The following is a 13,360-nucleotide window of genomic DNA, read 5'->3' on the forward strand; positions in this document are numbered from 1 at the left end:
ACGTCTAGGTTAACTCTTCAGGGTAGTCTGTGTTTCATCTGACGCAGCAGCATCCTCAACCAAATTTTCAGCATCGGTTACACTATCCGCCGCATTCTGCGTTGACTCAGGCATTAACCACTGACTAATACGGTCTATCATCTGCTGCTGATATTCAAATACCTGCTGAAGATCTTCCATTTTCTGGGCTTGCTGTTCACGCATTGCCATAATATCTGACATAGTACTTTTCACTACTTGACGGTAATCATCAAACAGCTCAGACGTTTTGTTCACAGCCTCTTCCAACGCTTGACGATACTCGCCTAACGGCTCTTGGATAGAGCGCATACCCGAATTTTGACCGTATGCAGAAACCGCTTGAGAGGTTTTCATAGTCTGACTGGTCTGCAGTGACATCGAAAAGCTGGCTAACTGAGACGCATCAAAGCCCATATCAAAGCCTTTTTGCAACGCTCCAGCCACATCACCATCATAAAACAAATCCGAAACCTTCCCGACCGATTTCATCATGTCTTGAATGGCGGCTAATTCATCATCATTCAAATCGCCCTCGACGCTAAAATCAAAGGCGAAGGATTGGCTTGAACTTTCATAACGGGAGTAAGTCAGACCATTTTCACTCATGCTAGCCGACTCACCCTGAGAACTAGCATTAAGCGAATACAAATTCAATTTCACAACATCCCCTTCTTGGGTTGTCATTTGAATTTGCGAGTAGTCTTCACGGCGATAGCTCATTTCTGAAGCCATAGACACTTGTGAGGCTGCATTGACATCCGCAGGTTCAAAAAAGGTTTGTCTCAATGCTTCAAAGCCTTCATCTAATAGACTCTGCGTTTCTTCAATGCCTTCTTGTACGCCACCGTTCACCAACCAACCGAGTGCATCTAGTTTTTCTTTGGCATCATCCATACCTTTTTGCACGGCTTCTTTTGCCGTATCAAACACTGCCGCTAAACGTTCATCATTGGCGCCATTCTTCTGGAGCTTTTCCATGTAATTGCCCACGTGAGACATAATACGTTGCGCAACTTTTTCCGGTGAAAAATCATTCTCACTTTTACTAGTCGCCGTCGTTGCCTGCTCAGAGGCCTGAGCACTAGGCGCGCTAAAAGAAGCCGTTAGCCTTGCTGACAAAGACTGTTGAATGACACCCATGGAGCGATAAGAAGACGAAGAAGGCACATAACCATCCGCTCCCCACTGCTTCGCCGCTTTGGCCTGATCAGTCGTTGAAGTTTGGTTGTGGTTATTAGCTCTAAATGAAGGCATGGCATGACCAAGGCCTTTTAATGGATCAGACATACTCCTTCCCCGTTTAAAAATTTACCGTTGTATAATTATCGTCCAATACCCTCAAAGCTTTAGCTAAAAATTTAATCTTTTTATGCAAACCATTGCGAAAGGTATTTCGCTATCTGACGAGGTTTTTGAAACGGTAAAGAATGATCACAGCCTGTCACGCTTTTGTGCAGCCAACCTTCTCGTTTTTTGGCCAACTCGTCATAATGCGCGCGGAGCAGGTCGTGGCTCAACTCACCCGACAGTAAAAATACCTGATCCGCTTGGGCCAACATTTCATCCCTTAGAGAAACATTTTGCGACACCCGTTCGACCCAATCCGTAACCGCATCTAAAGCATAACTAAAACCAATCGGGCGATGCGCTAAGCGACTCTGAGTAGTGGCCTCTGCCACAGGATGTTTGCGTCGATTAGGGGCTACACCATCCATAAAATGGGCTATTCCAAGTTCTACATCCCCCGTTTCACGAATGGTTTCTGAGGCAACACGGTAACGTTGACGCACCTCAGCCAAGGTATCGACACACTCTCGCTCTAAAGAGGCTGGCTCCATTAATGCTAGACGATGAGTTACGCCTTGCGTTCGACGAAGCTCAGCGTTTAGGTGCAATGCGACCAAGCCCCCCAATGAATATCCGATGACATCGAACTCATGCCACGATAAATGCGCCAACAACTGAGCGACCTCTTCAGAGAGTTGATCAATACTTAACGGTGCTTCTCTTTGCTGATGGAAGAATGACGACCCCATTCCATTCAAGTCAGGAATTAAAATCCAGCGCCAATGGTTTAGATACTCCAGCATTGGCCCGTAAGTAAGTTCGCCTGCGACCCCCGCCCCATGCAGCATTAAACATGCGCTATCCGTTTTACTATTAGGCACTTCAATCAAGTGATAGGCCAACTCGGTGTCGGCTAATGGCAAAATTTTTGTCTCGAACACTTTAATTCTTCCTACTCGTTCCCACATTTCAGGGTAAAATAGCGCTATTAAACGCTTGAAAACTCTTTAAATATACGTGGTTCCTAATTATGGCAGAAGTCAAACTCATTAGTTTGCCTTATGAAAGCACCCTAACTCGTCTGTTCCCTAAGTTCAGCGATCTTCCCTATCCAATTCTCTTTGATAGCAATGTTGAGGCATTTGCAGATACTCGCTGGGATATTTTAAGCGCAGCCCCTTTGGCCGTACTTGAAGCACACGCGAAGGAGTTTGCTCTGAGCTGGTCTGTCGAACCATTGTTTGAGACGCACAGTACCGATAATCCTATGTTACTGTTGAGCGAATTGGTGGAGATTCTAACCAAACAAAGTTGGGCAGATGACACGTCTTTAGTTTTCAATGGCGGTTTACTCGGTTACTACGGATACGAAGCGGGACGCTATGTTGAGCGTCTACCCGAAAACGTGATTGAAGATGTTCAGCTCCCCACCATTCTACTAGGGCTTTACGGCTGGGCCATCGTCACTGACCATCAAGAAAAAACCACGGTTTTAGTCATCACCCCTTGGTGCCAATTCAGCGAAAATGAATTGCTAGCGCGCTTGGCTCAATTAGACGATTCCAACCTTTCTAAACCCTTCCATTTAGAAAGCCCATTTGTCGCCAACATGAGCGCTGAAGGCTACGCAGAACGCTTCTACAAAGTTCAGGATTACATTCAGGCAGGCGATTGCTATCAAGTCAATTTAACCCAACGTTTCAGTGCGCCTTACAGCGGTCAAACTTGGCAAGCCTACTTAGCCGTTAAAGCAAGCTGCCCAACCCCCTTTGGTGCTTACTTCCAACTTCCCGATGGTCGTGCAGTGTCTTCGCACTCTCCGGAGCGCTTTATATTGTGCGACAACGGGCGTATAGAGTCTAAACCGATTAAGGGAACTCGACCACGAGGCGCCACGCCTACAGAAGACCAAGCCTATGCAGATGAACTGATGGCCTCCGAAAAAGACCGAGCAGAAAATCTAATGATCGTTGACTTGCTTCGCAACGACCTTGGCAAGAATTGCGTTACAGGTAGCGTCAAAGTACCCAAGCTATTTGCCCTAGAAAGCTATGCTAATGTGCATCATATGGTGTCGACTGTTGAAGGTCGTATTGAGAAAAAAAGCGATGCTTTAAAAGTCTTCCAAGAAAGCTTTCCCGGGGGCTCTATTACGGGCGCACCCAAAGTACGAGCAATGGAAATTATTGATGAACTAGAGCCCCATGAGCGCAGTGCCTACTGCGGCTCTATGATTTACTTTGGCTGTAACGGCCAAATGGACTCCAGCATCATGATTCGTACCTTGATTGCAGACGGCCAGAAAATACACTGCTGGGCGGGCGGAGGGCTGGTAGCGGACTCTGTTTGTGAAGAAGAGTATCAAGAAACCTTTACTAAAATTGGCCGCTTAACCCATACTCTAGAAAAGGAATTCCTCAGGTAGCGACTTATGGTGGACGTCTCAACATTTTTAGAATCTCCCCCTATAACGCCGACAATTGATGAAATTCGCGCGGCGTTAGTTAATGAAACGTCCCAGCAGATTTACAACCCTGACCAGGACATCGCCCCACACGCTTATCGACACGATTACCGAGCAGCGGCGGTATTAATTCCGATCTATCACTGCTCAAACGATAACGAACTAAAGGTATTACTGACGCAGCGTTCATTGCATATGCGTAATCATCCGGGACAAATAGCTTTTCCTGGTGGCAAACACGACCCTGAAGATGCCAGCATTCAGTACACTGCCTTAAGGGAAACTCTTGAAGAAGTTGGCCTCGCGCCAGATTGTTTTGAGTTACTAGGTGAACTGGGGGAGTATCGTTCCATCTCAGGTTTTTGTATCAAGCCTGTGGTGGCTGAAATGACCCGTATGAGCGAACTTAGCATCAGTGAAGATGAAGTGGAACAAGTACATTGGGTTCCCCTAAACCACTTACTTAACCCGCAAAACTTCACCTATGTTGAAAGAGAAATCGGAGACCTAAAGCGCGGTTATTTTGAAATTTCTTATCACGGTTTACGCATTTGGGGGGTTACGGCTGGCATTATTTTTGGGCTCTACCAAGCAATTGAAAATCATTCTCGCAAATAGTGCTATTGCATTATAAGGTTAGGCGGCATTTGTATTTTATATCCCGCTTTGAACTTGCTATGGTACAGCCAAATTTGATCAAGACTAGGATAGCAAACCATGTCCAACTTTGACCTAGAAGCATTCGTCCAACATCACAAGGCAGATGAAGCTCAAAAGATTATTCACAGCGCACTAAAAGAATTCGACAACATCGCTATTTCTTTCAGCGGTGCTGAAGACGTTGTACTGATCGACATGGCCGTGAAAGCCAAAAAAGACGTGCAAGTTTTTTCACTCGATACTGGCCGCCTGCATCCAGAAACTTACCGCTATATTGACCAGGTCCGCAAACACTACAATATCAACATTGACATCATGTCACCGGATGCCGAAAAGCTAGAAGCCTTCACCAAAGAGAAAGGTCTGTTTAGTTTCTACGAAGATGGCCATAAGGAATGTTGTGGCGTTCGTAAAGTGGCACCGCTACGTAAGAAGCTTGCAACATTGGATGCATGGATCACAGGTCAGCGTAAAGATCAGAGTCATGGTACTCGTAACCAGCTAGATTTTGCAGAACTGGACAGTGCATTTGGTACAGAGGAAAGCCCTCTTTACAAGTTTAACCCATTGGCAAACTGGTCTTCAGAAGATGTATGGAACTACATCAAAGTGTTTGAAGTACCATTTAACGAGCTACATCAAAAAGGCTTCACTAGCATTGGTTGTGAACCTTGCACTCGCCCAGTATTGCCAAACCAGCATGAACGCGAAGGCCGCTGGTGGTGGGAAGAGTCAGAGCACAAAGAATGTGGCCTGCATATCGGAAACCTAATTCCGACTAAACAAGCTTAATAAAAAGTGCCTAAAGAGAAATCTTTAGGCACTTTTTCTTGAAGGATGTGCTGCTTCTTTGTGGGCTACATAACTTTGCCATTGATTCACAAATTCTTCGTAGCAATTACCTAAATCCTGTACATGCCGGTACAGCACTTCCCCAGCTTCAGTGAGTTCTGTCGAGCGTCCATGACGAATCAATAGAGGCTCACCGAGTCCCTTTTCTAGCTTTTGAATATGCTGACTTACCGCTGGCTGAGTCAATCCCAGTTTACGGGCCGTCTGCGTGAAACTTCCTGTTTCGACTAGCGTTCTGAATGTGATGAGATGTTGAGTATTTAGCATAATGTTTCCTTATGATGGTAAACATTATGCCCCCTACCGCTTAGTCAGGCATTGACCTACATCGTATTTTAATGAAAGACTCGAAAGACAGTATTATCAGAGCAGTAAAGCATGATGAACGACAATTTTGACTTAGCCACTTGGATGACACGCCGTTCTGGCCCTCGTACAGAAAGAAGTAATGACCACCGCGACGTATATCAACGCGATCGAGCTCGTATCATTCATAGTGCAGCATTCCGACGCTTACAATCCAAAACTCAAATCCTCGCCATACGACAAAATGATTACAGTCGCACACGCTTAACCCATTCGCTCGAAGTAGCTCAAATCGGTGGTGGCATTGTTTACCATTTGCAATCTTCGCATCCATCTGAAGCTGATTTCCAACCTTGGCTAGCCAGCGATTCCTTAATGGAGACCATTTGCCTCAGCCACGACATTGGTCACCCTCCATTTGGTCATGGAGGGGAGGTCGCTCTTAATTTCATGATGACAGAATACGGGGGCTTTGAAGGCAACGCCCAATCCCTGCGAATCCTCGGCAAACGTGGCTCCTATTCAGAACACTTTGGCATGGACGTTTCACGTCGAACCATGCTAGGTGTATTAAAATACCCGGCTTTACACAATAATGTTGTTGGTCAGTACCCTGATAAGCCGTCCAGTCTGCGCCAATTCAAAGCACAAGATTGGCAACCACCAAAGTGCATTTACCAGGAAGAAGCTGAGTTATTAGAGTGGATTTTAGAGCCTTTTAACTTAAAAGACCGAGATAAGCTAACCGCAGTGAATCGTGTTAGACCTGATTATCACGGCCGCACTCAGCATTGCGGTTTTGATACTTCCATTATGGACCTGGCAGACGATATTGCCTACGGTGTTCACGACCTAGAAGATGCCATTGTCCTTGGCATGGTCACTAGGGAGATGTGGTTACAACATTTAAAACCTAAACTTGATGCCATTGACTCCCTCTTTTTAAAAGACAATCTTGATCGATTAGAAACGCAGCTTTTTAGCAAACAGAGCCATTTGCGCAAAAAAGCGATTGGAGATCTGGTCAGCTGGTTTATTACGACATGTTTTGTTACAGAAAACTCCGAGTTCGAGCATCCTTTGCTATGTTATCAGGCAGCGTTACCTGAAGCAGAGCGAGCCGCACTGGATATTTTAAAAGCCTTTGAGATGCAACATATTATCTTGCGCCCAGAAGTGCAGATGTTGGTTTATAAAGGTCAACAAATGCTGTTAGAAATGTTTGAAGCAGTGGCTGCCGATCCAGCGCGCTTACTCCCAAAAGATTTAGCTAAAGAATGGCTAAAAACATTGGATGATGGACAAAACAGCCAGCGCATCATTTGTGATTATATGGCTTCGATGAGTGATGACTACGCCAGCCGCATGTACAAAACCCTGTTTGTACCGAGTTCAGGCTCTGTGTTTGAGCCTATCTAGTATCACCCCAGCTGGCGACCAAGTAACACGAGGTCGCCATGCACCCCACCGCAGCGAGCAACATTCGGTAGACGTCCCCAAGTTTCGAAATTATTTTTCAAAAAGAAGGTATGGCTATTGTGATTTGCCATCAAGACGTAGGCGACTAGGGTGTGTATATCTAAGTGCCCAGCTTGCTTGGCAATATAGTTTAATAGCCAATGACCACAACCTAGACGCTGGTAATCATGTTGAATATAGATGGCCACTTCCACCACCCCATCAAAGGACGGTAAACCATAGAAGTTTTCCAGCGAACACCAACCAATGATGGCCTGATCGCTTTCCAACACCCAAAGAGGACGCAGCTCGTCGGCGCTCTCAACCCAATCCATAACACCGATAAGATTGATGCCACTTTTAAAGTCGGTTTGCGCTTCCGCTTCACTGAAAATAGAGAGGATTGTCGGCGCATCCTCTAGGGTTGCAGGACGCACCGACAATGGTAGAGAAGACATAGGAACTAAATTTAGCCTTGCTCTAACAAGCGAATCAGGTCGATCATTTGCGCGTTCGCACGAGACATGTAAGACGCCATTACTAACGAATGGTTAGCCAAAAGACCAAAGCCACTGCCGTTTAAAATCATTGGCGACCAAACGGTTTCCTGAGTTGACTCTAGCTCACGGATAATCTGACGTAGACTTACCAACGCATTTTTGCCTTGTAGCGTGTAAACAAAGTCCACTTCAACCGCTTTAAGAATATGTAACATTGCGTAGCTCGCGCCACGAGCCTCATAGAAAACATTATCAACCTGCGTCCAAGGCGTTTGTACGTTCTGAACGGCCGCACCATCGGTTGATTGACGTGCGGTTGTATCACCCGCTAAATCTGTGTTTTCACGTTCTTTCGCCACACTTGCCGACAAACGCTGAGACAAGCTACCAAGACGCGTAGACATATCAGATAGGTAATCCGCTAGGTTGTCTGCGCGAGCATAGAATTGTGCGTTGTCGTCTTTGTTAGCTAAGCGATCTAGATACTTCAAAAGTTCAGCATTACCGCGGCGGTACTCACTTTCACTTGAAGGTAATGCCCAACTACGAGTATCAAAGTTGTACTGTGGCTCAGCAATTTTCAGATTCTCGTCTTCAGTAGACTGGGACTGACTACGACTAAACTCTTTACGTAGGGCTCGTGCTAAATCACGCACTTGAACCATCACGCCAAACTCCCAAGATGGCATGTTGTCCATGAACACACCCGGCGGCATAATGTCATTAGAAATAAAACCGCCGTTCTTTTCCAACATGGTATCGACCAACGTGTACAGAGTACTCGTCATGGTATAACCCGTTACTAACTGCTTGCTGTTATTTAAGTAACCACGATCTTCCGCTCGAGCCTTGGCTTCCGCCACCACATCAAACTGGTCTGGCTCAGTGTCCCAGTAAACACCTAAGCCAACCAAAAAGATGACCAGTAATATCACTGCAACCGCAACAGACTTGCCCATTTTTGGTAAGCCTGGCAAAGAAAAGGCTATCTTATCGATAAATTTCGCCATTGGTGTGTTCCCATGTTAATTAACTTTAACTTCAATTGCGCGTCTAGAGCTGTTAAATGTCATCGCTCTGACTCTAAAATCCGGTGTTCTACTGTTTATAATCTGATACAGCAGTCGACCTTCCTTATCATTCGGCCAATAAATCTCAAGTGATCCTTTAGTCAGATCTACTCGATCAATAATAGGCTGTATTTGTGCGAGAATCTTCTCTTCACTTAATTGAAAAAGATTTTCAGACAAATAAAACAGATTTCCTGAGTTCGTTGGCGACGTTGTCACGGCCACCGTTTGCCGTTTTTTCTGTACTTGGATTTGTTGAATCTGAGCTTCAACTTCACCAATTAAGGGATCACGAGGATTAACCTGCTTCGCCGCATCCAGATAACGTCTTGCGCTCGCAATATCCTGCGTTTTAGCGGCATTAGCCGCCCAAGCCAGATAACGCTCCACAATGGTGGCAATTCCAAGGGTCGCCTGATAGTTCCCGGGATCACGCCCTAGTGCCACTTGAAAAAAGAAGTTGGCATTATCCCCTTCAGGCTTCAACAAACGATTCTCAGCGAGAGCAATTTGCCCCATTTTCACTAAATCTTTAGTAATCTGGTCTGTCGCACTTACCTGACGCAAAGTACCTACATGATTGTCATGCGTCCGCTGGCTTTGTGCTTGCCTATGTGCGTCATTTTGGTTTTCTTGAGACGTTACCTGCGCGTCCGTGTGCCACCAGTTAGACCCAGGTAACGTCGTGCAGGCCGATAAAAACATTGACGAAGTAAGTAAGAAAAGCGCTTTTTTTATCAAGAGAACTCCTAGGCGTTTGGAAACTTTCACAGGCGTTGGTAGTCTATAGCGCCTTTATTTACGAATAAACCATCGTTGCACAAAACGAGTCTTACTCTATGATGCGATTCATCGCTGCGTTATTGATCCTTATCTCTACAAGCTACAGTTTGGCGTTTAACTTTAGCTCGCCTTTTAACTCCGAACCTGAGTTCCTGCCGGTCGATCAGGCTTTTAGCCTATCCGTTAACAGCGATACATCAGGCCAAGTATGGGCCACTTGGCATATTACCGACGGCTACTATCTTTACCGTCATCAACTCAAAATCGATAGTCAAGATGAACCTTCATTACAATTTGCCGACATCCCTCAAGGCGAAATTAAGCAAGACCCCTATTTTGGCGAGGTAGAAGTTTATCATCACCAATTAAAACTGCCATTACAGGTTGATGAGAGCGTCTTACCCAACAACATTAACTTTACTATCCGCTACCAAGGCTGCGCAGAAAAGGGATTGTGCTATCCGCCACAAACTGTGCCCATGTCTGCCGAGTTTGCTAAAGTAACAAGCTCTCGACTGAATGATGATGTTGAACCGTCCACTCCAGCAACCGCTTTCAAACCGTCTGAGGCGCAGCAAGTCACCAGTTTAATCAGCCAATCGTCCTTCAGCAAAATGCTAATTGTCATGTTTGGTCTTGGCTTATTACTGTCCTTAACTCCCTGCGTATTACCCATGATCCCTATTGTTAGTGCGATTGTTGTGGGGAGCAAAGCTAAGGGGTGGAGTGGCTTATATTTATCCGCGGTGTATGTCTTAGCGATGGCATTGACCTATGGTTTGATCGGCGCTTTGGCTGGCTGGTTTGGCACACAGCTCAACCTACAAGCCGCCCTTCAAGACCCCATTATTTTACTTTTAAGTGCTGCGCTCTTTTTACTGTTGTCACTCTCTATGTTCGGCGTATTTGATCTGCGCTTGCCAAGTACCCTACAAACTCGCTTAGATGAGTGGTCGAATCGCTCACAGAATAGCCGCTCCAAAATCCTAGGCATCTTTCTCGCAGGGATTTTTGCAACCCTTGTCGTGTCTCCCTGCGTTTCTGCGCCTCTGGCTGGGGTAGTGCTTTATATCAGCTCGACATCAGACCCACTTTATGGCGCAGCAGCACTATTCAGCATGGGACTAGGTATGGGCTTACCACTATTATTAGTGGGGGCTTTAGGGAGCAAAGTCCTCCCTAAAAATGGCGCTTGGCTAGAAGACATAAAGAAACTCATGGGCTTTGCGCTACTTGGGCTTGCCATTTGGCTGGCTAACCGTTGGATATCAGAAGATTTCCATTTATGGCTCTGGGGCTTACTCAGTTTAGGTATCGCATCCTACTTTTTGCACCGCACGTTAACGGGACATTCTCATCCGGTCCGCTGGTTATTTGCTCTCAGCGCTATCATGATCGGTTTTGTCGAAATTATCGGTGCGACATCTGGCAGTCATACCCCTATGACCCCTTTAAACCAGCTGTCATTAAACCGTGCTGGGGAGGCCAACCCTCATGCAGAAGTGCCGTACTATCGCACCATTGGCTCCCTAGAAGAACTGAAGCAGATTCAAACTCAAAGCACGCTTCCGATCGTGATTGACCTCTACGCAGACTGGTGCATAAGCTGCAAAATTACCGAAGAGAAGGTATTTAAGCACCCTGATGTACTGCCTCTCCTGCACCAAGTCACGTTTGTAAAGGTTGATGTGACCGATAATAACCCTAAGAATCAAACGTTCTTAAAACACTTTGGTTTATTTGGCCCACCCGCCATGCTGTTTTTCAATCGTCAAGATGACTTATTAGACAATTACTCCTTGGTCGGAGAGCCCACCAAGGATGAAGTAGAAGCACGTTTACAAGCGTTACTGTCAAATGAAAACAACGAAAAAGTTTACCAGTGATCGTTTTTTGAACTCATTTTCCAGTTATAGGTTTTTTATCTACAAAACTGGACAATTTCGCGGTTTTTACTGATAATTTCCGGCTAATTGGATTTTCAACTGGCTACCACTGAGTGTGTAAAAATACTTTTTTATAGCCAGTACCGCCTGCTTACGATTGCTTCGTCAGCAGTTATAGACTGAATACATAGACAGAAAAAGAGAGTCAACATGGACATTCGCAAAATCAAAAAGCTTATCGAACTACTAGAAGAATCTAACGTTTACGAGATTGAAATCAAGGAAGGTGAAGAAGCAGTTCGAATCAGTCGTGGCGGAGCTCCAGTAGCAGCCCCTCAGGTTTACGCGGCTCCAGCTCCGGTAGCAGCGCCAGCTCCTACAGCGGCTCCAGAAGCAGCACCAGCGGAAGCAGCAATTGTTGGCCATTCAGTTAACTCTCCAATGGTTGGTACTTTCTACCAATCTCCTGCACCTGGCGCGAAATCTTTCATTGAAGTTGGCCAAAAAGTAAATGTTGGTGACACGATCTGTATCGTTGAAGCCATGAAGATGATGAACCAAATCGAAGCTGATAAAGCGGGAACAATTGGCGCTATCCTAGTATCTGATGGTGAGCCAGTAGAATTCGACCAACCGCTTGTTACTATCATTTAACCCCCTGCCAAAGGTTTCATCATGCTAGATAAAGTATTGATTGCTAACCGAGGCGAAATTGCACTGCGTATCCTACGCGCTTGTAAAGAACTCGGTATCAAAACAGTTGCGGTTCACTCTAAGATTGACCGCGACCTACTACACGTACGCCTTGCAGACGAATCGATCTGTATCGGCCCAAATCCATCAAAAGACAGCTACCTAAACATTCCTGCACTGATCAGCGCTGCAGAATTGACAGATACGTCTGCGATCCACCCAGGTTACGGTTTTCTTGCGGAAAACGCTGACTTCGCAGAGCAAGTAGAACGCTCTGGCTTTATTTTCATCGGCCCAAAAGCTGAAACGATTCGCCTAATGGGTGACAAAGTTTCTGCTATCAAGGCGATGCGTGAAGCAAACGTGCCAACGGTTCCTGGTTCGAATGGTCCGGTACCTTCGGATCCAGAAGAATGTATGCGCATTGCTCGCGAAATCGGTTACCCAGTCATCGTTAAAGCGGCAGCGGGCGGTGGTGGTCGTGGTATGCGCGTTGTACACAACGAAGGCAGCCTACTAAAATCGATCAGCGTTACGCAATCTGAAGCAGGTTCTTACTTCGGTGACAGCACGGTTTACATGGAAAAATTCCTAACTAATCCTCGTCACGTTGAAGTACAAGTACTAGCAGACGGTCAAGGCAATGCAATTCACCTTTACGACCGTGACTGTTCGCTACAGCGTCGTCACCAAAAAGTATTAGAAGAAGCGCCAGCACCTCTTCTAGATCCTGATGCTCGTGCTCAATGTCTACAAGCCTGTGTTGATGCCTGTATCAAGATTGGTTACCGCGGTGCAGGTACATTCGAATTCCTATACGAAGATGGTCGCTTCTACTTCATCGAAATGAACACTCGCGTTCAGGTTGAACACCCTGTTACGGAAATGGTAACTGGCATCGACATCGTTAAAGAGCAGCTACGTATTGCCAGCGGCTTACCTCTTTCTATTAAACAGGAAGATGTGAAGCTTAAAGGTCACGCAGTGGAAGCGCGTATTAACGCGGAAGATCCTAAGACCTTTATGCCAAGCCCAGGTAAAGTAAACTACTTCCATGCGCCAGGCGGTATGGGCGTTCGTGTTGACTCTCACCTTTACAGCGGTTACTCAGTACCACCAACTTACGATTCAATGATCGCGAAAGTTATCTGTTTTGCAGACACTCGTGAAGGCGCTCTAAAGCGTCTAGAAGTTGCACTGGATGAAACCTTCATCGACGGCATCAAAACTAACATCGACCTACAAAAAGATTTAGTGACTGATACCAATTTCATTGCTGGTGGTGTCAACATCCACTACTTGGAAAAGAAACTGGGCCTATAATTGCGCTCAATTACTACACCTCCGCTCGGAGGTGTAGTACCCTCCTTCTATTGCATT

Annotated in this window: 13 protein-coding genes; 7 read left to right on the forward strand and 6 right to left on the reverse strand. The window is 45.9% G+C overall.

Going from position 1 to position 13,360, the window contains the following annotated elements; translation table 11 throughout:
• Window positions 1–9: 9 nt before the first annotated feature.
• Together ASC49_RS01430 and ASC49_RS01435 are read right to left on the reverse strand one after the other, a co-directional pair.
• Window positions 10–1,308 (reverse strand): DUF5610 domain-containing protein, encoded by a 1,299-nt coding sequence (locus ASC49_RS01430; protein ID WP_055461425.1) that lies wholly within the window; start codon window positions 1,306–1,308, stop codon window positions 10–12.
• 80 nt (window positions 1,309–1,388) lie between these two features.
• A complete protein-coding gene (locus ASC49_RS01435; RefSeq protein WP_245624600.1) occupies window positions 1,389–2,249 on the reverse strand; it encodes an alpha/beta fold hydrolase in 861 nt (286 codons plus the stop codon).
• A gap of 89 nt (window positions 2,250–2,338) precedes the next feature.
• Between ASC49_RS01435 and pabB the strand changes: the two genes are divergently transcribed.
• The 3 genes from pabB to ASC49_RS01450 all read left to right on the forward strand — a co-directional run bounded on the left by pabB (window position 2,339) and on the right by ASC49_RS01450 (window position 5,224).
• Complete coding sequence (gene pabB / locus ASC49_RS01440; protein WP_055461427.1) at window positions 2,339–3,733, forward strand: aminodeoxychorismate synthase component I; 1,395 nt, start codon at window positions 2,339–2,341, stop codon at window positions 3,731–3,733.
• A gap of 6 nt (window positions 3,734–3,739) precedes the next feature.
• The gene (locus ASC49_RS01445; protein ID WP_055461428.1) at window positions 3,740–4,390 is read left to right on the forward strand and encodes a CoA pyrophosphatase; all 651 of its coding nucleotides are present in this window, start codon (window positions 3,740–3,742) and stop codon (window positions 4,388–4,390) included.
• Window positions 4,391–4,489: 99 nt separating this feature from the next.
• The gene (locus tag ASC49_RS01450) at window positions 4,490–5,224 is read left to right on the forward strand and encodes a phosphoadenylyl-sulfate reductase (RefSeq protein WP_055461429.1); all 735 of its coding nucleotides are present in this window, start codon (window positions 4,490–4,492) and stop codon (window positions 5,222–5,224) included.
• Window positions 5,225–5,248: 24 nt separating this feature from the next.
• On the opposite strand, the gene ASC49_RS01455 is transcribed toward ASC49_RS01450, so the two are convergent.
• Window positions 5,249–5,551: a LysR family transcriptional regulator gene (locus ASC49_RS01455; protein WP_055461430.1), complete on the reverse strand. Its 303-nt coding sequence runs from the start codon at window positions 5,549–5,551 to the stop codon at window positions 5,249–5,251.
• Window positions 5,552–5,662: 111 nt separating this feature from the next.
• Here ASC49_RS01455 and ASC49_RS01460 point away from each other — a divergent pair, with 111 nt between their 5' ends.
• Entirely contained in the window at window positions 5,663–7,009 is a 1,347-nt protein-coding gene (locus tag ASC49_RS01460) for an anti-phage deoxyguanosine triphosphatase (protein ID WP_141656767.1), read from the forward strand.
• Window positions 7,010–7,011: 2 nt separating this feature from the next.
• Here ASC49_RS01460 and ASC49_RS01465 read toward each other — a convergent pair whose 3' ends face one another.
• Genes ASC49_RS01465 through ASC49_RS01475 form a run of 3 tightly spaced genes read right to left on the reverse strand, consistent with a single transcriptional unit; the run spans window position 7,012 to window position 9,359 of the window.
• Window positions 7,012–7,506 carry a GNAT family N-acetyltransferase gene (locus ASC49_RS01465; protein ID WP_055461431.1) on the reverse strand — a complete coding sequence of 165 codons (495 nt, stop codon included), beginning with the start codon at window positions 7,504–7,506 and terminating at the stop codon, window positions 7,012–7,014.
• Between the two features lie 11 nt (window positions 7,507–7,517).
• Window positions 7,518–8,558, reverse strand: a complete 1,041-nt coding sequence (locus ASC49_RS01470; RefSeq protein ID WP_055461432.1) for a DUF2333 family protein — start codon at window positions 8,556–8,558, stop codon at window positions 7,518–7,520.
• Window positions 8,559–8,573: 15 nt separating this feature from the next.
• Window positions 8,574–9,359, reverse strand: a complete 786-nt coding sequence (locus tag ASC49_RS01475; protein ID WP_055461433.1) for a hypothetical protein — start codon at window positions 9,357–9,359, stop codon at window positions 8,574–8,576.
• A gap of 98 nt (window positions 9,360–9,457) precedes the next feature.
• Between ASC49_RS01475 and dsbD the strand changes: the two genes are divergently transcribed.
• From dsbD to accC, 3 genes are all read left to right on the forward strand, one after another.
• Window positions 9,458–11,287 (forward strand): protein-disulfide reductase DsbD, encoded by a 1,830-nt coding sequence (gene dsbD, locus ASC49_RS01480; protein ID WP_055461434.1) that lies wholly within the window; start codon window positions 9,458–9,460, stop codon window positions 11,285–11,287.
• A 210-nt stretch (window positions 11,288–11,497) separates the two neighbouring features.
• Window positions 11,498–11,941, forward strand: a complete 444-nt coding sequence (accB, locus tag ASC49_RS01485; RefSeq protein ID WP_055461435.1) for an acetyl-CoA carboxylase biotin carboxyl carrier protein — start codon at window positions 11,498–11,500, stop codon at window positions 11,939–11,941.
• Between the two features lie 21 nt (window positions 11,942–11,962).
• Window positions 11,963–13,303, forward strand: a complete 1,341-nt coding sequence (accC, locus tag ASC49_RS01490; protein ID WP_055461436.1) for an acetyl-CoA carboxylase biotin carboxylase subunit — start codon at window positions 11,963–11,965, stop codon at window positions 13,301–13,303.
• Window positions 13,304–13,360: the final 57 nt, after the last annotated feature.

The organism is Marinomonas fungiae, assembly GCF_001418205.1.
Classification (GTDB): Bacteria; Pseudomonadota; Gammaproteobacteria; order Pseudomonadales; family Marinomonadaceae; genus Marinomonas; species Marinomonas fungiae.